Below are 21523 nucleotides of genomic sequence, written 5' to 3'. Positions count from 1 at the left end.
GGAGAATTATGGTAAGTAAAAAAGAAATATCAACGTATAATGTGCAAGTCGCAGACTTTATTCGTAATCATAAAAAAGCGGGAACGGCTGTTGATGATGAAATAACAGAAAAACTGGTCATTCCTTTTACGTTAGATGCTGACCAAATTGAGAACTTATTAGAACGTCTGACAGATGGCGGTATTTCAATTACCGATAAGGAAGGAAATCCTTCAAATACCTATGCAGTTGAAGAAGTTAAACCAGAAGAATTAACCGATGAAGAACTGCTTGGCAGTAACTCTGCCAAGGTAAACGATCCGGTTCGGATGTATTTAAAAGAAATTGGTGTTGTGCCACTTTTAACAACCGAAGAAGAAAAAGAACTAGCTGTTTTAGTTGACCAAGGAGATGCATTAGCCAAACAAAGATTAGCAGAAGCCAATCTACGTTTAGTGGTTTCAATTGCCAAACGTTATGTCGGTCGTGGTATGCAGTTTCTTGATTTAATTCAAGAAGGCAATATGGGCTTGATGAAAGCTGTTGATAAGTTTGACTACTCAAAAGGCTTCAAATTTTCAACCTATGCCACTTGGTGGATTAGACAGGCTATTACTCGTGCCATTGCTGACCAAGCACGTACTATTCGTATTCCTGTTCATATGGTTGAAACAATTAATAAATTAGTTCGTGAACAGCGTAATCTATTACAGGAACTTGGTCAAGATCCTACCCCTGAACAGATTGGGGAACGTATGGAGATGACACCAGATAAAGTTCGCGAAATTTTGAAAATAGCACAGGAGCCAGTTTCTTTAGAAACACCAATTGGAGAAGAAGATGATAGTCATCTTGGTGACTTTATCGAGGATGAGGTCATTGAAAATCCTATTGATTATACCACACGTGTTGTCTTACGTGAGCAACTAAATGAAGTGTTAGATACACTAACTGACCGTGAAGAAAATGTTCTTCGCTTACGTTTTGGATTAGATGATGGCAAAATGAGAACTTTAGAAGATGTTGGTAAGGTTTTCAATGTCACTCGTGAACGTATTCGTCAAATTGAAGCAAAAGCTCTGAGAAAACTGCGTCATCCTAGTCGTAGTAAACAATTACGTGATTTTATTGAAGATTAAAAGAGGTGCTTATGTCTGAAAAAAACTATTCTCTTGAAGAAGTAGATGTCATCAAGGGTAAGATTTTAAAGGCTCTTGAACAAGTCATTGACCCTGAACTAGGTATTGATATTGTCAATCTTGGTCTTGTCTATGAAATCAGATTTGATGACAATGGTGAAACAGAAATTGATATGACTTTGACAACTATGGGTTGTCCCTTGGCTGATTTATTGACTGATCAGATTCATGATGTCATGAAAACTGTCCCTGAGGTGACAAAGATTGATGTGAAGCTGGTCTGGTACCCGGCTTGGTCTGTTGATAAAATGAGTCGTTATGCTAGAATAGCATTAGGCGTAAAATAAAAAAGAAACTCTATGATAAAAAATCATAGAGTTTTTACATTATAAAAATGACAATGATAGTAACAAAAATGACAACGATAGTTGTCGTTTTTGTTATGATATGTTACAATAATGATGAAAAAGAGGTGATTAAATGATTGTCAAAAATCGCTTAAAGGAATTACGGGCTAGAGATGGCTTAAATCAAAGCCAATTAGCACAATTGGCAAAAGTGTCCAGGCAAACGATAAGTTTAATTGAACGAGGCGAATATCTACCCTCCATTTTAATTGCTTTGAAAATTGCTCAAATATTTAAAGAGCCGGTAGATAATGTTTTTCGCTTAGAAGGAGAAGAAGATGAAAAATAGAAAAAACAAAGATAACTATGGAAATCTTGTTAGTTTATTATTGCTAGGTGGCATTACTGGTGGGATTATTGGTTTTGCTAGTGGGCTTGGTTTTAATAAATTGTCTTTTATTAAATTAGAGATTAATAATATTATTTCACTGACATCTTTTGCTGTTAGGCTTATCTATGTCATTTTATTTTTTACTGCCATTTTCTTATTTAGAGATGCCAAAAAATTATATCAAGCTTATCAAAAAGATGATTCTTCAGAAGAACTCTATGTTAGTATTAATAAAAAGCATGATTATAGTTTGATATTTAATAGTTTATCCTCTATTTTATGTTTCTTTTGCATTGTTTTATCTGCAAATCATTTGGCAGACTTTAAATTTGCAACTGTTCTATTGTTCCTATTTGATATCGCCATGACTTTTGTTGTTATTTTTTTACAAGGTAGGCTAATGAAATTCTATTCGGACGTGCGTCAGATAGACATACCTCTTTTTCCTACTGTGAAAGAATTGTCAAATAATATTCTTCAACAAGATGAAGCAGAATTATTAAATGAATACAAGTCTAGTTTTACAATTGTTATGAGTCTTTCAGGATATGTCTTACCAACCATAGAAATCATGTTATTTATCTATAGTGTATTAACAAGATCTATTCCCTTTTTAGGACTTATCATTGTCACCATTATTCACTTATATATTATCTTGATGCAATTTAAGTCTGTTAGAGATTATTATAAATAATAATCTTTCCAATAAGAATAAAAACAAGCAAAAAGTGAAGGCTAATTTTAACCTTCACTTTTTATTAATGATTAGCCCAAAATATTAATTTTGGTTTTCTTTTTTTAGGAATCCCAACAATCCAGTAGCAAAAGCTAATAGGATTAGACCAAAGTAGTTGCTTGTCATTTGATCACCTGTTTTTGGAAGTTCAGGTTTTTCTTGTTTTTTGATTGCTTGAGATTGTGGTTGTGATTTGTTTTCACCACTAGTTTTACTATTGGTGGAAGCATTATCTGTTTGCTGATTTATGTTTTGAGTGCTAGGTTCAGTTTCAGACTTTGGTTTTTCTTGTTTTTTAGGTTTGATAGGCTGAGCCGGCGTTAACTCGGTCCAAGGGATAGATTGTTTTTCAGGCTTGATAGGCTGAGCCGGCGTTAACTCGGTCCAAGGGATAGATTGTTTTTCAGGCTTGATAGGTTGAGCCGGCGTTAACTCCGTCCAAGGGATAGATTGTTTTTCAGGCTTGATAGGTTGAGCCGGCGTTAATTCAGTCCAAGGGATAGATTGCTTTTCAGGTTTGATAGGTTGAGCTGGCGTTAGCTCAGTCCAAGGGATAGATTGTTTTTCAGGCTTGATAGGTTGAGCCGGCGTTAGCTCAGTCCAAGGGATAGATTGTTTTTCAGGCTTGATAGGTTGAGCCGGCGTTAACTCAGTCCAAGGGATAGATTGCTTCTTAGATTTTCTTTCGTCGTTTTTTGCAACTATTTCTTGAATAATAGCTTCAGTTTGATTTTTAATAGAGATTAATTCATCTTTATTAGCATTATCAACAGCATTATAAAGAGGTCTTAATTTTGCTTCAAAAGCAATTCTGTCATCACCTGAGAGATAAGCGTATTTGCCCATTTTACTTTGAGAGTTAACAGAAGATAATTCGTCAGCTAGTTTAGCATTAAGCTCATTTTTAAGCGCTTGGATTTCTTGTTGGTTTTTAATTTCTTCGTTTTTTGCGATAATTTCTTGAATAATAGCTTCAGTTTGATTTTTAATAGAGATTAATTCCTCTCTATTAGCATTATCAACAGCATTATAAAGAGGTCTTAGTTTTGCTTCAAAGAAAACTCTATCATCACCAGAAAGATAAGCGTATTTACCCATTTTACTTTGAGAATTAACAGAAGATAATTCGTCAGCCAATTTGACATTAAGCTCATTTTTAAGCGCTTGAGTTTCTTGTTGGTTTTTTATTTGGTCATTTTTTGTGACTATTTCTTGAATAATCGCATCTGTTTTGTTGCTGATATCGTTAAGTTCAGCTTCACTAGCATTATCAACAGCATTGTAAAGAGGTCTTAGTTTTGCTTCAAAAGCAATTCTGTCTTCACCAGAAAGATAAGCGTATTTACCCATTTTACTTTGGGAGTTAACAGAAGATAATTCATCAGCTAATTTGGCATTAAGCTCATTTTTAATAGTTTGTATATCTTTTTTAGGTTGTGGTGCTTTTTTGTCGCTTTCTCTTTCTTTAAGAATTTTATCGTTATTTAAAAAGACGGTCGTTAATGAAGTGTTTAATCTGGTTAAATCTTCAAAACTGATACCATAAGTTGGGAAATCCACTAGTAAATTTTCCACTGAACTATTACTTTTAACAGGAAAAGTATTACGTGCTTCATTGAGTGCATTTCGAACAGCAATAGCTATATCTGTATAGCCTGCTTCTCTAGCTGTCATTTCTAAAGACTCTAATTCTCTAAGTGTATTGATATGTCTATCAAGACTATTTTCTAAAACATCTGGTGCGATGATTTCAGTTGAAAGGTTATTATTGGTTTCTTCTGCTAAAACTAAACTTGCTTGGTTTCCTAAAAATAAAAAAGCTACAGAAATAGAAACAACACCTATCGCTAATTTACGTAGATAATATTTTGTCTTTTTTTCTGGTTTCATTTATTCAAAACTCCTTGTAAAAATTAATTTTAAAAATGTACCGAAATATTATAGCAACCTTTTGAATCTTTGTAAATAGAAAATGATACGAAAAAACTAGAATTTTTTCAGATGATTTTCATGAAAATAGCAATACAAAGCATTCTCTAGAGTTATTAACGTATTATATATTATGTCAAAAAAGCATGACTTTAAGATGTTTTAAATATGAAAATCAGTCACTTTAAATAAGGTGTTTTCTTGTCAACTTTTATTGGATGTTATATCGAAAAATGTATAAGACTAGTTTCCTTTTCGTTCAACAGTTTTTAGGAAATTACCCTTTAAAAAAGAGGTTGATACATTTTGTACCGACCTCTATATGTTGTTATTTATCAAGTCCGATGAGATAGTCATCATCAGTCATTGCTTCAACGGTTCCAAGGAGATAACCATTTCCGACTTGACTAAAGAAGTCATGGTTACTTGTACCTGTTGAGATACCATTCATGATGATAGGATTAACATCATCTGCAGTATCTGGAAATAGTGGATCTTGGCCAAGATTCATCAGGGCTTTGTTGGCGTTATATCTAAGAAAGACCATTACCTCATCTGTCCATCCGAGTGGATCATACAGGTACTTAGTGTATTTCTCTTCATTTTCGTAGAGACGATAAAGCAGTTCATACATCCAGTCTCGTAGTTTATCTTGCTCAGCATCGGATAGTTCGTTAAACCCTAGTTGGAATTTGTAACCAATATAGGTACCGTGAACAGATTCATCACGAATAATCAGCTTAATGATTTCTGCCACATTAGCCAGCTTATTGTTCCCAAGATAGTAAAGGGGTGTAAAGAAACCTGAATAAAAGAGAAAGGTTTCTAGAAAAACACTAGCAATTTTCTTCTCTAATGGGTCACCTTTAACATAGATTTCATTAATCATTTCAGCTTTTTTTTGCAGATAAGGATTTTCAGAAACCCATTTAAAAATGTCTTCTATCTCTGATTTTGTGTTTAGGGTTGAAAAAATAGAAGAATAAGATTTGGCATGGACAGACTCCATAAATTCAATATTGTTGAAAACAGCTTCCTCGTGAGGTGTCCTTACGTCTTTTTTTAGTTGATACATTCCACTTTCAGATTGAACTGTATCAAGCAGTGTTAGGCCACCAAAAACCTTACCAACCAAATCTTTTTCAACATCTGAGAGTTTACGCCAATCATCAAGGTCATTTGACAAGGGAATACGAGTATCAAGCCAAAATTGCTCTGTTAACTTTTCCCAGGTTGATTTATCAACGGCATCTTCAATTTCATTCCAGTTTATCGCGTTATAATAAGTCATATTTTCCTCTCCTAGATGACACAGCTTTCACATTGATTTGAGCCAACTTCTTCCCCATCATCAGTAAATGTACGGATGTAGTAGATTGACTTGATACCTTTATGGAAGGCATAATTTCGAAGAATTGACAAATCACGAGTGGTTTGTTTTCTTTCTGTTTTCCACTCATAGAGTCCCAAAGGAATATCACTACGCATAAACAGAGTTAATGATAGACCTTGATCAATATGTTGAGTAGCAGCAGCATAGACATCAATCACTTTTCTCATATCCATGTCGTAAGCAGACGTATAGTAAGGAATGGTGTCAGTTGCTAAACCTGATGCAGGATAGTAAATTTTACCAATTTTCTTTTCTTGACGTTCTTCAATACGTTGTGTAATAGGATGAATACTTGCTGAGACATCATTAATGTAACTAATTGAACCATTTGGAGCAACAGCCAAACGATTTTGATGATAGAGACCATCTTTTTGGATGGCGTCACTGAGTGCTTGCCAATCTTTTGCACTAGGAATAAAGTGATCTTTAAATAATGCCTTCACTAATTCTGATTTTGGTTGAAACTCACCGGTCAAGTATTTTTCAAAGTAAGATCCGTCAGCATATTTTGAGTTTTCAAAGTTGAAGAAGCTTGTTTTTCTTTCGCGAGCGAGATTATTAGATTCAACAAGCGTCCAATAATTCATCAACATGAAGTAAATATCGGTAAATTCAATTGATTCTGGACTACCGTATTGAATATGATTTTTAGCCAAATAACTATGTAATCCCATGGCACCAAGACCGATTGTATGTGCTTTATTATTACCGTTTTTAATGGTAGGAACAGCTTCGATACTTGAATTATCAGTAACAAATGTTAAGGCACGAGTCATTGTTCTAATAGATTTTCCAAAATCTGGTGATGCCATCATATTAACAATATTGGTTGATCCAAGGTTACAAGAAATATCTGTTCCCATTTTAAGGAATTCTTGTGAATCATTAATGGTACTTGGTTCTTGAACCTGTAAAATTTCTGAACAAAGGTTACTCATAATAATACGTCCATCAATAGCACTACTATTATTAGCAGTATCAATATTAACGATATAAGGGTAACCTGATTCTTGTTGTAGTTTAGAAATCTCAGTTTCTAGATCACGTGCCTTGATTTTTGTTTTAGTAATATTAGGATTGCTGACTAGTTCCTCATATTTCTCAGTAATGTTAATATAGTTGAACGGTACACCATATTCTTTTTCAATGGAATAAGGACTAAAGAGGTACATGTCCTCATTTTTTCGTACTAATTCATAAAACTTATCAGGGACTGTGACACCAAGTGATAAGGTTTTGACACGAATTTTTTCATCCGCATTTTCTTTTTTAGTCGATAGAAATGCTAGGATATCTGGATGAAAGACATCAAGATAAACGACACCAGCTCCTTGACGTTGACCTAATTGATTAGAGTAGGAAAAGCTATCTTCAAATAACTTCATTACAGGCACCACACCACTTGCTGCCCCTTCATATCCTTTAATAGGAGCACCAGCCTCACGAAGATTACTTAGTGAGATCCCAACGCCTCCACCAATACGTGATAATTGCAACGCTGAGTTAATGGAGCGACCAATTGAGTTCATATCATCAGTTGCTTGGATTAAGAAACAAGAGACGAGTTCACCACGACGACTCCGTCCAGCGTTTAAAAAGCTAGGAGTAGCAGGTTGGTAACGTTGGTTAATCATCTCAAGTGCCATTGATTTGGCTAATTCTTCATTGCCATCTGCAAAATAAAGCGCATTATAAAGCACACGGTCTTCCATGCTTTCAAGGTAATGCTCTCCATCATTAGTTTTTAGCGCGTACTGTTGATAGAATTTATAAGCCGCCATAAAAGACTTAAAATGGAAATCTTGTGCTTTAATAAGAGCAACTAACTCTTCAATAAATGATAAGTCATATTTTTTAAGAAAAGCTTCCTCAAGGTAGTCGTTATCAATCAGATAGTCGATTTTTTCAGCAATAGAAGAAAAGGTCATGGTATTTGGTATCACATTTTCTTCAAAGAAAGCCTTTAGGGCTTCCTTATCTTTATTAAGTGGGATTTTACCATTAACTGGTCTGTTAATAGCATTATTCAAGCGAAAGTAAGAGACTTCGCCAAGGTTTTTAAGACTCATTTTTTATAATTCCTTTAACTTTTTCTACATCTTCATCTGTACCATTAAATTCATACTCGTAGAGAACAGGAACATGGTAAGTTTTCGATAAACGTCTTGCGACGTGACAAAATTCTGGCCCAAAATTACGATTACCAGAACCAATAACACCTCTAAAATACTGACGGTTTCTATCAAGAAAGTCATCGATAAAATCAAGCCCATCTTCATATGTAGGAACAATCAAGATGAAATCATTATCGATATCAGGATTTTCTTTATTTCGTTTTAGCTCAAGTGTGTTATCATAGGATAATTTTTTCATAAATCTTCTGGTTTGGCCAGTTAGAGAATAAAAAACTATTGTTATCATTGTTTAGATTATTTCTTTTAAACGACTTGGTTGGAAACCTGAGAAAGCAACATCACCTGCTTCAATAACAGGGGCAGCACTAAACCCTAAATTTTTGACATAATCAATTTTATCAGGATTTTCATCAAGATTGATCTCTTCAAAATCAGCTTGGTTTTCAATTAGAAATTTTTTAGTCATCTTACATTGAATACAATTATTTTTTGAAAAAATAGTAATTTTTGCCATTTTTCATCTCCTCATTTTTTAAAAATTAAATACTTTTATAGGATACCTTAAATGGGTGAAAAAGGCAAGAACTAAAAACCAAAAAATCACTAAATATAGTGCCTATTGTTTCAAACTGTCACTATATATGGTGTTTTCAAGCTATTCTTTTTTGATAACAAGTAGATATTATTGAAAGAAAATATCAAAAATGTTTTTATCTTAGCTGTACTAATCTAGGTAATAAAGAAAAGATTATTAATGAAAACGAAAGAAAAAGCATATGAAAAATTTCAGCTTATTATTTTATTCTTGAAAAGATATAGGTGATGTGCTATAATAAAAAAATGTAAGGGTTGCCAAGGGCAACTAAAAAGATAATACATAAAGGAGAACCATCATATGGCTTCAAAAGATTTTCACATTGTTGCAGAAACAGGTATTCATGCACGCCCAGCAACTTTATTAGTTCAAACAGCTAGTAAATTTGCATCTGACATTACTTTAGATTATAAAGGTAAAGCAGTTAACCTTAAATCAATTATGGGTGTTATGAGTCTTGGTGTTGGCCAAGGGGCAGATGTAACGATTACAACTGAAGGTGCTGATGCTGACGAAGCACTTGCTGCTATCGTTGAAACTATGACAAAAGAAGGATTGGCTTAATTATGACAAAAATGCTAAAAGGAATTGCAGCGTCTGATGGTGTTGCTGTTGCTAAGGCATATTTACTGACTCAACCGGATTTGTCATTTGAAACTGTAACTGTTGAAGATACAAATTCAGAAGAAGCTCGTTTAGATGCTGCTTTAACAGCATCACAAGACGAGCTTTCTATTATCCGTGAAAAAGCAGTAGATAGTCTTGGTGAAGAAGCAGCAGCCGTGTTTGATGCTCACTTAATGGTTCTTTCTGACCCAGAAATGATTGGTCAAATAAAAGAAACCATTCGTGCAAAACAAGTAAATGCTGAAAGTGGTTTAAAAGAAGTCACTGATATGTTTGTGACTTTATTTGAAAACATGGATGATAATCCATACATGCAAGAACGTGCTGCAGATATTCGCGACGTTTCTAAACGTGTATTAGCGCATTTGTTAGGCGTTAAATTACCAAATCCAGCAACAATTGATGAAGAATCTATTGTGATTGCTCATGATTTAACACCTTCTGATACCGCTCAGTTAGACGCCAAATATGTTAAAGCATTTGTTACTAACATTGGTGGCCGTACAAGTCACTCAGCTATTATGGCACGTACCTTAGAAATTGCTGCTGTGTTAGGAACTAACAATATTACTGAATTAGTTAAAAACGATGATATCATTGCAGTTAATGGTATTACAGGGGAAGTTATTATCAATCCTAGTGATGAAGAGATTGCTTCCTTTAAAAAAGCTGGAAAAGAATACGCTGACCTTAAAGCGGAATGGGCATTATTGAAAGATGCTGAAACGGTTACTGCTGACGGTAAACACTTTGAATTGGCAGCTAATATCGGAACACCTAAAGACATTGAAGGTGTTAATGATAATGGTGCGGAAGCTGTTGGTTTATACCGTACAGAATTCCTATATATGGATTCTCAAGATTTCCCAACTGAAGAAGAACAGTATGAGGCTTATAAGTCAGTTCTTGAAGGAATGAATGGTAAACCAGTTGTTGTTCGTACCATGGATATTGGTGGTGACAAAGAACTTCCTTATTTCGACCTTCCAGATGAAATGAATCCATTCTTAGGTTTCAGAGCCCTTCGTATTTCAATTTCTGAAACAGGCGATCAAATGTTCCGCACACAGCTTCGTGCATTGCTTCGTGCGTCAGTTCATGGTCATTTACGCATCATGTTCCCTATGGTTGCTCTTTTAACAGAATTCCGTAAAGCAAAAGCTATTTATGAAGAAGAAAAAGCGAAATTACAAGCAGAAGGTATTTCTGTTGCTGATGATATTCAAGTAGGTATTATGATTGAAATTCCTGCAGCTGCAATGCTTGCAGATCAATTTGCTAAAGAAGTTGATTTCTTCTCTATTGGAACTAACGATCTTATCCAATACACAATGGCAGCTGACCGTATGAACGAACAGGTTTCTTACTTGTATCAACCATATAACCCTTCTTTATTACGTCTAATCAATAACGTGATTAAAGCGTCTCACGCAGAAGGTAAATGGACTGGTATGTGTGGTGAGATGGCTGGTGATCAAAGAGCTGTGCCATTACTTATGGGAATGGGACTTGATGAATTCTCAATGAGTGCCACTTCTATCCTAAGAACTAGAAGTTTAATGAAACGTTTAGACACTGCAAAAATGAAAGAGTACGCAGAACGTGCTTTAACAGAATGTGCTACAGCAGAAGAAGTACTTGAATTACAAAAAGAATATCTAAATGTTGATTAATAAAAGGCAGAGGGAACTCTGCTTTTTTGTTTATTTACCGAATGACGTTTACCTACTTAATCGTTACTAAATTGTTTTTTCATTGAAAAGATGATTTATCTCATGTATAATAAAATATGTTATTTATAAATAAGATTTTAGATGTAGTAAAGAGACGTGTGAGTTATGAAAAAATATATTTTAGCAGTTTGTGTGATTTTAAGTGTTGTTGTTGGAGCTATTTTTATAAGACAATGGTACATGGAAACACAAGAAAAACAAATCATCCAATCTGAAAAGAAAAAAGCGAAAGCACTTTTTGAATCAACGGATATTACTGTCAAAAAAAGTAAGGACAAGACTACCTTTTTTATGTTACCTCAAATAGAGTCTAAGGCTGTTGAGACCGAACTTGAATACTGGAATAAAGAAGATGAAAAAATAGACCCTCGTCAAAAAAATCAACTTGTTTTTCTTAATGTTAAAGCAGAAGAATCTCCTTTACAAGGAATCAAAAAATTAACTATTTATAAAACAACTTATCAATCAAAATGGTTTACTATTGAGAAATTAAATGAAAATCCTTTGAGAGAATATTATATTCATGAAAATGGACAGATTTTTTATTTAAAGGACTTGGTGAAAGGTGACGAAAGTCAACTAGTAACTGCAATTACAAACTATTTAACAGAAAATAAAATTGACAATCAAGAAATAATATTAGCCAAGATTAAGCAGTTAGATGTGGTTGCTGAATTTAAGAAAACTGGAAAAGCTAGTAATTATTTTTCTTTTGAGCCAGGACTTATTAAATTAGGTGATGATGCAGAAATCCCATTTTCAGTTTTTTATGATAATATTGATGAGACTTATCTTTCTGGTGAAGAATTAACCCATTATCAGGAATACCAAGTTAAGAAAAAAGAAGCTGAAGAAGCAAGGATTGCTGCAGAAAAAGCGAAGCAGGCTGAAGAAAACCGAAAAAAAATAGCTAATCAAGGTAGGAAAGTGGTTGCTCTAACCTTTGACGATGGACCAAGCGCTCAAACAACACCACAAGTACTTGACATTTTAGCTAAATATCATATTAAGGCGACCTTTTATATTCTCGGATCACATGTTGCTGGAAATGAAGCTATATTACAGCGAATGGTCGCTTCAGGTCATGAACTTGGTAACCATTCTTGGGATCATCCAGCTCTAACCAGTTTAACCTCTGAGCAAATCAAGTGGCAAATCAAGTCCACAAATGATGCTATTGCTAATGCAACAGGAGTAACGCCAAAGACAGTTCGACCTCCCTATGGCGATTCTAATCCGCAGGTTGCCCAAGACGTTGGTTTACCACTTGTCTTTTGGACAGTCGATACTAGAGATTGGGCGGAGCGAAATACACCATCAATTATGACCAATCTGAAAGCGACTTTAGGAAGTGGTGGTGTTGTTTTAATGCATGATATCCATCAAACGTCTGTTGATGCTCTACCAACTGTGATTGATTATCTTATCTCACAAGGCTATGAATTTGTGACGATTAGTGAATTATATGGCTATTAATAATTAAAAACTCTTGGTTTCTATTTAGACACCAAGAGTTTTTAATAGTTAAAAGTTTTCTCCCTTAAATTGTAATTGCTGGTTTTTTAGTTTCACCTCTGAAATAGTTGCCCATTTTTTTAATTGCTTTAATTCTTCTTTATGGGTGATTAAAGTAATGACAATTCCTGATTTACCCATGCGTCCGGTTCTACCTGAGCGGTGAATATAACTTTCTTTACTGCTGGGCAGGTCGTAATTAATCACGTATGCTAAATCTTCAATATCAAGCCCCCTTGCTAGAAGGTCTGTTCCAAGAAGAAGGGAAATCTCATTGGCTTTAAATTTTTCAAGAATGACTTTGCGAAATCTAGTATTCACATCACTAGCAAGAGAAATGGCTCTAATATGTTTAAATTGTAATTTTTCTTCACTAGCTCCTAAATCAGATAGCCGGTTAAAAAAGACAAGACCTCTAAAATCAGGAATATTAGCTAGTTTTCTTAAGGTTTCAAGTCGGTCTCTCTTGTCGACATATAAATAATAGTGCTTAATGGTTGTTAGAAGTTGATTAGACAGATCAATAATTTCAGTGTCTTCTTCAAGGACAGTTTTATCAACACTATTTGTGGCACTAACATAAATCATTTGATGTGTTTTAGGGACATGATGTGTCAGGCGATTAACAAAATGGTATTGAGAGTCACTTAGAAGATCGTCAAATTCATCTAAAACGATTGTATCAATAGCCATCATTTTAATTTTTTTGTGTTTCACTAATTCAAAAATACGACCAGGTGTACCAATCAAAACCTCTGGTCCTTTTTTAAGGCGTTCTATTTGTCTTTTTTGACTAGTTCCAGAAATAAAGAGTTGTACAGTTAACTTTAAGGGTTCCGCCCAGTTTTTAGCAACTTCAAACAACTGCCCAGCCAGTTCGGTGTTGGGAGCTAAAATGAGCAGTTGTTGTCCTTTTTTAGGGGTGATTTTTAGTAAGGTTGGGAGTAAATAGGCTAATGTTTTTCCAGTACCAGTGGGGCTTATTGCTAAAGTATTTTTACCATTTTTTATTGGTTCAAAAATAGCTTCTTGAATAGGTGTTAACGTTTCAAAAGCAAGTTCCTTTAATTTTTCTTGCCATACAATTGGAAGTTGTTCAATCATGTGTTACCTTATTTTTCTATAGATTATCTTCTTTTTGATAAGAAAGATGGGGTGTTTTTATTGTCATTTTCTTTCATTATACCATTTTTTAGTGTAAAATAGATAGAAAGACAGAGTTAGGAGAATTTATTTAATGTGTAAAAAACCAATCATTATAGGCGTTACTGGTGGATCAGGAAGTGGAAAGACAAGTGTCTCTCGTGCAATTCTATCAAAATTCGAAAATTCTGATATTGCTATGATTGAACATGATTCTTACTACAAAGATCAAAGTCATCTCACTTTTGAGGAGAGAATTACCACCAACTATGACCACCCCTTAGCCTTTGACACGGATTTAATGATTGAACATATGAATGAATTGATTTCTGGTCGACCAGTCGATATTCCTATCTATGATTATACAAAGCATACAAGAAGTGAGAAAACCTACCGTCAAGAGCCTCAGGAAGTGTTTATTGTTGAGGGGATTTTAGTCCTCGAAGATAAAAGACTTCGTGACTTGATGGATATTAAGCTATTTGTCGATACGGATGATGATATCAGAATTATTAGACGGATTAAAAGAGATATGGAAGAACGTGGGCGTAGCTTAAATAGTATTATCGATCAATACACTTCTGTTGTTAAACCGATGTATCATCAATTTATTGAACCAACAAAGCGCTATGCTGATATTGTTATTCCTGAAGGTGTTTCAAACCTTGTAGCCCTTGATTTAATTAACACCAAGATTGCCAGCATTCTTGGAAAAAATTTATCTTAAGATAGTCAATCATGCCATAAAGCTAGGGTTGACAGTCATCAAATAAAGAAAGTAATAAGAACTAATGACTGAAAAAAAATCGCATTACCAAATAATGTTAGAGCAAGCCAAAGCTCTTTTTGAAAATGAAAATAATGCATTAGCCAATCTGTCTAATGCTAGTGCTTTAATTAATCAGACTCTACCCAATACTGTTTTTTCTGGCTTTTATTTGTATAATGACAAAGAGCTTGTCTTGGGTCCTTTTCAAGGTGGCGTGTCTTGTGTTCGTATTGCCCTAGGAAAGGGTGTTTGTGGGGAATCTGCAAAAAAAAGAGAAACACTTATTGTTGATGATGTCACAAAACATGCTAATTATATTTCGTGCGATGCAGCCGCTAAAAGTGAAATTGTGTTACCAATGGTGAAAAACAATCAACTGATTGGTGTTTTGGATTTAGATTCTTCTTTAGTTGCTGATTATGATGGGATTGACCAAGAGTATCTAGAAAAATTTATCACTATCTTGCTTGAGAAAACAACGTTTAATTTTGACATGTTTGGAGTGGAAAAGTAATGTATCAAGCCCTTTATCGTAAATATCGTAGTCAAACATTTTCTGAAATGGTTGGCCAAGAGATTATTTCAAAAACCCTTAAACAAGCAGTAGCAACGGGCAAGATTAGTCATGCTTATCTTTTTTCTGGGCCTCGTGGGACCGGAAAAACAAGTGCTGCTAAAATATTTGCCAAAGCTATTAATTGTCCCAATCAAGTGAATGGAGAGCCTTGCAATCATTGTGATATCTGTACAGATATCACTGCTGGACAACTTGAAGATGTGATTGAAATTGATGCTGCATCAAATAATGGTGTGGATGATATCCGTGACATCAGAGATAAATCAACTTATGCACCAAGCAGAGCAACCTATAAGGTTTATATCATCGATGAAGTACACATGTTATCTACAGGGGCTTTTAATGCCTTATTGAAGACTCTTGAAGAACCAACAGAAAATGTTGTGTTTATTTTAGCAACAACTGAATTACATAAAATTCCAGCAACGATTTTATCACGCGTGCAGCGTTTTGAGTTTAGAGCAATTAGTTTGATGGCTATTAAAAATCATTTAAAATTTGTTTTGGAACAAGAACAAATGACTTATGATGATGAAGCCTTAACCATCATTTCTCATCGAGCAGAAGGTGGGATGCGTGATGCCTTGTCAATTCTAGATCAGGCAAGAAGTCTAAGTAGTGACAATCATATTTCAATTAGTGTGGTTGAAGATATTACAGGTAGTATCGCCCTGTCTGCCCTAGACACTTATGTGCATCATGTGATAAACCAGCAAACTTTAGAAGCGCTGGATAATTTGAACACTATTTTTTCAAGTGGTAAAAATATGAGCCGTTTTGCTGTTGATTTACTCAATTATTTGAGAGAATTATTGATTGTTAAAAATGGGGGAACAAGTACCTATGATAGTTCTTACTTTAAAGACAATCAAAACTTGTCTCAAGATGATATTCTTGAATTAATTAGTATTGTAACGGCAAGTTTGTCAGAGATTAAAACAGGGGGGCACCCTAAAATCTATGCTGAAACCATGACGGTACGTCTGTCAGAATTTAAGGAATTAACTAAAGCAACTGATACTACTCTTTTGGATGAATTACAAGCATTGAAAGAAGAAGTTGCTTCTTTGAAAAGTCAGCTAAGTTCATTATCTCAAACAGCTTCCAATCCAACTCCAGCTAAAACGTTTAAAACAACTAGAACTGTTGCCGTAAAAATAGACAAAACCAAAGTATTAACTATTATGGAAGAGACCATTCAAGATAGCCAAAAATCAAGAGAATACTTAGAGGCTTTAAAGTCTGCTTGGAATGAAATTTTAGATAGTATTTCGCCACAAGACCGGGCACTATTGCTTGGCTCAGAACCCGTTCTTGCTAATAGTGAGAATGCCATTTTGGCATTTGAAGCAGCTTTTAATGCAGAGCAAGCGATGAGACGTTCTGATTTAAATACTGTTTTTGGTAATATTATGAGTAAAGTCGCTGGTTTTTCACCTAATATCCTAGCCATTTCAAAACGTGATTTTGAAGTTATTAGAACGGAATTTGCAACCAAGCTCAAAAATAATACTTCTGATGAAAAAGACTCTTCAAATAGTGATAAGAAAGAATTAATTCCAGAAAACTTCTCTTTCTTAGCTGATAAGATAGAAAAAGTTGACGAATAAATAACTTTTAAAGTAAAAAAAAAACTGCTAAAAAGCAGTTTTTTTATTTTGAGTTAAAATTAATAATGATTGTTGCCATCGAATAGTTTAAATTTTGAATCGGATTTTGTATATCAAAATCAAGGATTTTTTGAATGTTGCTGATGCGATACCTTACTGTTTTTGGATGTAGAAACATTTGTTGAGCAGTTAATTGGTAATTTTCTTTGCAAAGAATAAAATTCAAGAAAGTATCAAATAATTCAGGTTTTTCTTCTTTTAGTTTTCTTAAGTTTTTAGCCAGATTAGTGTTGAAAAAATCATTTTTAGCGTCTAAAAAATGTCTAAAAATCCCTAAATCAGTAATCGTCATGAGATTGAAGATATGATATTCTCTATTGAAGTAAATCATGTCTAAACACTCATTAAATAGATTATGGATATTTTCTTTATCGCTGAAACTACTAATAACAACATTGAATTGAGAAAGAGTTGGAATTTTTTGTGAGAGCTTCTCAATTGTTAATTCATCATTTTCTTTTGGGATATTAAAAAGAATAATGATATACTTTCGATTTTCATAATAGAGATTATTTGGAAAGAGATCTTCTAATGTTTTTCTTAGTAATCGCAATGTTTCATTATCATGAGGAATATGTTTTCCGATACCCACTGCTTGATAAAAAGGATGACTAAGAAGATTGGTTTCCTCTAGTAAATCATTTTTTTCTTTGTCATTAGGTGTTGTGCCAAAGAAAATAGAAGCAGCAATGTTATTGTATATATTAAAATATTCGTGTTTGATGGATAAATCAATCTGGAGTTTATGCTGAATCGCCTCCATAGCATTTTCAACAATCATAATATGGCTATGTTCAAACTCAGGTTCAGTTTGATAAATATCTATCGTAAAAGGAATAAGAGACTGAGAGGTATATCGAACTGTAATTTTGTAGATAAGGTACTCTTTGTCAGGATGTTTTAGGGTTGAAATATGATAGGTATTATCAGTGAATTCGGTTGATAAAGTTTCGGTTTGAATACAGTCCCAATCAGTAACGATAGCATGTCCATTCTTGATAACAATATTTTCTCTAGGAATGGTTAGTTGACAACTTTTTGAAATCATATGGACCAATCGATCAATAATTTCTTTATAGGTCGCTGAGGCGTTTTTTAGAGCTGAGAAAACTTTGTTGGCATCGTAATAAGTCCTTAACAGTGCTGTTTGCCTATTTAATAAGGGTTCATAAATAGCAGTTAGAACTCTTTCATAGTTAACATCTCCTTTTATTTCAATGAGTGGCATTTGATAACGATAACACAAATTAATCATGTTTTCAGGAGTTGATTCAATTAAGCGATTTAATTTTAAAATAATACCGCTAATGCCAATTTCATGAATGGTTGCAAAAAATTTTTCAAGGGTTTCTTGATTCAAATCTTTCAAAGCAAAAAATGACGTTAAAATTAACTGGTTCTTTCTACCCCATTTTTCAATATCGATTGCTTCAAGAACCATAGCAGATTCGATGTCATTATCTAAGCCAATGTATCCGGTTCTAACAGAACAGTCTTTGAAAGGATTTAATTGCAGTAATTCTTTTATTTGCATAACTAGCTCCTTTTTAGAGATCATTTGTCCATTTCGGATAAAAATTATAGCAAAAAATTAGAATAATGGCAAATGAAAGCGCAAACAAAACTCTGTATAATAGTTTATGAAAGATTAATAGCAACATAAGGAGGGTGAAAAAATGTTGTTTACAGAAATTTTGAAGAATAACTATCAGGATTCGATTAACTTGATGTTATTAACAGATAAAGTTAATGGTCTTGATGACGTCATCATGAGTCAAGTAATGATGGGGACTGATGCCAATAAAGACATCCTAGCCAACACCGGTTTACTAACTGATGAGGCTAAAGAAGCGTCTCCTAATGACTTGATGATTGTGGTTAATAGTGAGCGAGATGATATTCTTGAGGTTGTTTTAGAGCAGGTGACGACCTTCTTAGATGACTTATCAGTCAAGACTAAAGATAGCAAAACAACTGTTTCGACTAGTTGGGATGAAGCGCTAGAGCATTTGCCTGATGCTAATCTAGCGGTCTTTAGTATTCCTGGTGAATATGGTGCACCAGAGATTGAAACAGCCCTACGTCACAACCTACATGTTTTCTCATTTACCGATAACATTCCAATTGAAGATGAAGTGAGATTAAAAAAATTAGCGCACGAAAAAGGCTTGTTGATGATGGGACCTGACTGTGGAACAGGAATCATTTCAAGTATCCCAATTGCCTTTACAAATGTTGTAAAACCAGGAAATATTGGTATTGTTGGTGCTTCAGGAACCGGTATTCAAGAAGTGAGTACCATTATTGATCGTCTAGGAGGTGGTGTTGTTCACGCTATAGGAACTGGCGGAAGAGATTTAAGCTCAGAAGTTGGTGCCATTACAGTTAAAGATGCCATTATTGCTTTAGAAAACCATAAGGAAACAGATGTTTTATGTGTTATTTCTAAACCACCAGCTAAAGAAGTACGTGATGATGTTGTTCGTCTCCTTCAAAGTGTGAAAAAACCTGTCGTAGCCATTTTCTTAGGGGAAAACCCTGATAGCCATATCGGTAAGGTGCACCTAGCTCATACCTTGGAGGAAACTGCAAAAATTGCTGTTGATTTAGCAAAAGGTAATAAAATTAAAGCCAATTATCTAGATGATTTAAAACATCATGATTTGACAAGTTTACCAGCTGATAAAGTGGTTAAAGGACTCTACTCAGGTGGGACATTAGCGTCAGAAGCTGCAATGATGATTAAAGAAACATTAGGTTTAACTAGTTCTTCTAAGAGTGAAGGGTTTGTCTTAAGAGCACAAGGGTATGATATTATCGACTTAGGTGATGATATCTATACACAAGGTAAACCACATCCAATGATTGACCCAGACACACGTATTCATAAGATTCATGAATTTGCTCAAGATAGAGATACAGGGGTTATCTTACTCGACTTTGTTTTAGGCTATGGTGCCCATGATGATATGGCCTCTGCCTTATTACCAGCGATTAGTGAGGAACTTGAAAAAGCAAAAGCAGATAATCGTCAACTACATTTTGTTGCGACCGTCGTTGGAACAAGTCAAGACCCTCAAGGTTATCAAGATACTGTTAAACGTTTAGAAGAAGCTGGCGTTCTGATTGAAGATACTAATGCAAAAGCTGTCCGTTTGGCATTAAAATTAAAAGGATATGATTTTAAAGAAACAGTTAAAGCATTAAAACCTTATGACGGTGATTATATAGAATTACCACAACCTAGTGAAGCGGTAATGACATTAATTACAACTAAACCTCATGTCATCAATATCGGTCTTCAAAGCTTTAACAAATCTGTTGAAAATTATGGTGGGGTGTCAGAGCAGTTCAATTGGCGTCCAAGAGCTGGTGGTAACAAGAAAATGATTAAAATTTTATCAGCTCTAGAAGATATGGCTGATGAAATTGATGAAGAAAACAACAAAGTCATTTCTAAAATGAAAGAAGCTCAGCCTTTCTTAATTGACGTTAAGCCAGCTAAAACAGTTATTCCTGAATTAAATGATACCAATCATAAAACATTATTACACGCTGGCCCACCTATTACCTGGGATCTTATGACTGGACCAATGAAAGGGTCTTGTATTGGAGCAGCCTTATTTGAAGAATGGGCTAGTACAGAAGAAGAGGCTGTTCAACTATTGAGTTCGGGAGATGTCCGCTTTATCCCATGTCATCACGTGAAAGCAGTTGGTCCAATGGGAGGGATCACTTCAGCTAATATGCCTGTTTTAATTGTTGAAAACAAGGTCGATGGCGTCCGTGGTTACTGTACTTTAAATGAAGGTATCGGAAAAGTACTTAGATTTGGGGCTTACTCTCAAGAAGTTGTTGATCGTCTCATTTGGATGCGTGATGTGCTTGGCCCAATTATTTCAAAAGCCTTAAAAGTGTCTAAAGAAGGCATCAATTTGAACGTTTTAATTGCGCGTGCTATTACTATGGGTGATGAATTCCACCAACGTAATATCGCAGCTTCACTTAACTTCTTAAAAGAAATGTCGCCATTAATTACATCGTTAGAAGACGTTGATCAATCAACCAAGTATGATGTCATCAAATTCTTATCAGACACAGATCAATTCTTCTTAAATATCATGATGGCTACTGGTAAGGTCATTGTTGATAGTGCACGTTCAGGCAGCAAAGGCACTATCGTGACGACAATGACTAGAAATGGTGTTGACTTTGGTATTAGAATTGCTGAAACTGTTGATGATTGGTATACAGCACCTGTTAATACGCCTATCGGCTTGTACTTTACAGGATTTACAGAAGAAGATGGCAACCCAGATATTGGTGATAGTGCCATCACTGAAACTGTTGGTGTTGGTGCCATGGCAATGATTTCAGCACCTGGGGTAACTCGTTTTGTCGGTGCAGGTGGTTTCCAAGATGCTCTAGATATTTCAAATGAAATGGAAAAAATAACGGTCACTCATAATCCAAACTGGTCAATTCCAACATGGGATTTCCAAGGGTCACTTCTTGGAATTGATATTCGTAAAGTTGTCGAAACTGGTATCACACCATTAATCAATACAGGTATTGCTCATAAAAAAGCTGGTGTAGGACAAGTTGGTGCAGGGACTGTCCGCGCTCCTCTTGGATGCTTTGAAAAGGCACTTGAAGCTTATGCTAAAGCAAGAGGCATAGCTGTTGATTAAGGTAGAGATTAGTCATTATATCTATCCCTTAAAAAAATTAGGCCAAATGGGTCAAATACATAGCGTCTTTCAATCATCATTTAACCTAATGATAAATAACCAGTTGGTTCATGTTAGTAGTCATGCTGACTTCATGTCAAGTTTTGGTATGAGA

The 21523-nt window shown here is 34.7% G+C and carries 18 protein-coding genes; 11 read left to right on the top strand and 7 right to left on the bottom strand.

Features of this window, described 5'->3' with window-relative positions:
• Window positions 1-8: 8 nt before the first annotated feature.
• From rpoD to JHK62_RS04660, 4 genes are all read left to right on the top strand, one after another.
• A complete protein-coding gene (rpoD, locus tag JHK62_RS04675; RefSeq protein ID WP_199575569.1) occupies window positions 9-1118 on the top strand; it encodes an RNA polymerase sigma factor RpoD in 1110 nt (369 codons plus the stop codon).
• Window positions 1119-1129: 11 nt separating this feature from the next.
• A complete protein-coding gene (locus JHK62_RS04670; RefSeq protein WP_199575568.1) occupies window positions 1130-1465 on the top strand; it encodes a metal-sulfur cluster assembly factor in 336 nt (111 codons plus the stop codon).
• Window positions 1466-1598: 133 nt separating this feature from the next.
• Complete coding sequence (locus tag JHK62_RS04665) at window positions 1599-1814, top strand: helix-turn-helix transcriptional regulator (protein ID WP_199575567.1); 216 nt, start codon at window positions 1599-1601, stop codon at window positions 1812-1814.
• Complete coding sequence (locus JHK62_RS04660; protein ID WP_199575566.1) at window positions 1804-2550, top strand: DUF3169 family protein; 747 nt, start codon at window positions 1804-1806, stop codon at window positions 2548-2550. Before JHK62_RS04665 ends, JHK62_RS04660 begins: the two co-directional genes overlap by 11 nt.
• A gap of 84 nt (window positions 2551-2634) precedes the next feature.
• Here the strand turns inward: JHK62_RS04660 and JHK62_RS04655 are convergent, their stop codons facing one another.
• From JHK62_RS04655 to nrdH, 5 genes are all read right to left on the bottom strand, one after another.
• Entirely contained in the window at window positions 2635-4482 is a 1848-nt protein-coding gene (locus JHK62_RS04655; protein WP_199575564.1) for a YSIRK-type signal peptide-containing protein, read from the bottom strand.
• Window positions 4483-4849: 367 nt separating this feature from the next.
• Window positions 4850-5812, bottom strand: coding sequence for a class 1b ribonucleoside-diphosphate reductase subunit beta (gene nrdF / locus JHK62_RS04650; RefSeq protein WP_199575562.1), 963 nt, complete (start codon window positions 5810-5812; stop codon window positions 4850-4852).
• An 11-nt stretch (window positions 5813-5823) separates the two neighbouring features.
• Window positions 5824-7983 carry a class 1b ribonucleoside-diphosphate reductase subunit alpha gene (gene nrdE, locus JHK62_RS04645; protein ID WP_199575560.1) on the bottom strand — a complete coding sequence of 720 codons (2160 nt, stop codon included), beginning with the start codon at window positions 7981-7983 and terminating at the stop codon, window positions 5824-5826.
• A complete protein-coding gene (nrdI, locus tag JHK62_RS04640) occupies window positions 7973-8335 on the bottom strand; it encodes a class Ib ribonucleoside-diphosphate reductase assembly flavoprotein NrdI (RefSeq protein ID WP_199575558.1) in 363 nt (120 codons plus the stop codon). Before nrdI ends, nrdE begins: the two co-directional genes overlap by 11 nt.
• 3 nt (window positions 8336-8338) lie before the next feature.
• Entirely contained in the window at window positions 8339-8563 is a 225-nt protein-coding gene (gene nrdH / locus JHK62_RS04635; RefSeq protein WP_199575557.1) for a glutaredoxin-like protein NrdH, read from the bottom strand.
• A gap of 381 nt (window positions 8564-8944) precedes the next feature.
• On the opposite strand from nrdH, the gene JHK62_RS04630 reads away from it, so the two are divergent.
• The 3 genes from JHK62_RS04630 (at window position 8945) to JHK62_RS04620 (ending at window position 12480) form a co-directional block, all read left to right on the top strand.
• Entirely contained in the window at window positions 8945-9208 is a 264-nt protein-coding gene (locus JHK62_RS04630) for a phosphocarrier protein HPr (protein ID WP_018370043.1), read from the top strand.
• 2 nt (window positions 9209-9210) lie between these two features.
• Window positions 9211-10944 (top strand): phosphoenolpyruvate--protein phosphotransferase, encoded by a 1734-nt coding sequence (gene ptsP / locus JHK62_RS04625; protein WP_199575556.1) that lies wholly within the window; start codon window positions 9211-9213, stop codon window positions 10942-10944.
• Window positions 10945-11109: 165 nt separating this feature from the next.
• Entirely contained in the window at window positions 11110-12480 is a 1371-nt protein-coding gene (locus JHK62_RS04620) for a polysaccharide deacetylase family protein (protein ID WP_199575555.1), read from the top strand.
• Between the two features lie 48 nt (window positions 12481-12528).
• Here JHK62_RS04620 and JHK62_RS04615 read toward each other — a convergent pair whose 3' ends face one another.
• Window positions 12529-13623, bottom strand: a complete 1095-nt coding sequence (locus tag JHK62_RS04615) for a DEAD/DEAH box helicase (RefSeq protein WP_199575554.1) — start codon at window positions 13621-13623, stop codon at window positions 12529-12531.
• A gap of 133 nt (window positions 13624-13756) precedes the next feature.
• Here JHK62_RS04615 and udk point away from each other — a divergent pair, with 133 nt between their 5' ends.
• The 3 genes from udk to dnaX all read left to right on the top strand — a co-directional run bounded on the left by udk (window position 13757) and on the right by dnaX (window position 16618).
• Entirely contained in the window at window positions 13757-14389 is a 633-nt protein-coding gene (gene udk / locus JHK62_RS04610; protein ID WP_199575553.1) for a uridine kinase, read from the top strand.
• A gap of 64 nt (window positions 14390-14453) precedes the next feature.
• The gene (locus JHK62_RS04605; RefSeq protein WP_199575552.1) at window positions 14454-14945 is read left to right on the top strand and encodes a GAF domain-containing protein; all 492 of its coding nucleotides are present in this window, start codon (window positions 14454-14456) and stop codon (window positions 14943-14945) included.
• Window positions 14945-16618 carry a DNA polymerase III subunit gamma/tau gene (dnaX, locus tag JHK62_RS04600; RefSeq protein WP_199575551.1) on the top strand — a complete coding sequence of 558 codons (1674 nt, stop codon included), beginning with the start codon at window positions 14945-14947 and terminating at the stop codon, window positions 16616-16618. Before JHK62_RS04605 ends, dnaX begins: the two co-directional genes overlap by 1 nt.
• Before the next feature lie 43 nt (window positions 16619-16661).
• Here dnaX and JHK62_RS04595 read toward each other — a convergent pair whose 3' ends face one another.
• Window positions 16662-18212, bottom strand: coding sequence for a PucR family transcriptional regulator (locus JHK62_RS04595; protein ID WP_199575549.1), 1551 nt, complete (start codon window positions 18210-18212; stop codon window positions 16662-16664).
• Between the two features lie 142 nt (window positions 18213-18354).
• On the opposite strand from JHK62_RS04595, the gene JHK62_RS04590 reads away from it, so the two are divergent.
• Entirely contained in the window at window positions 18355-21369 is a 3015-nt protein-coding gene (locus tag JHK62_RS04590) for a bifunctional FdrA/YlbE family protein (protein ID WP_199575547.1), read from the top strand.
• Window positions 21370-21523 lie beyond the last annotated feature (154 nt).

The organism is Streptococcus pacificus, assembly GCF_016481305.1.
Lineage (GTDB): Bacteria > Bacillota > Bacilli > Lactobacillales > Streptococcaceae > Streptococcus > Streptococcus pacificus.
This window is presented reverse-complemented; position numbering and strand designations above follow the sequence as displayed.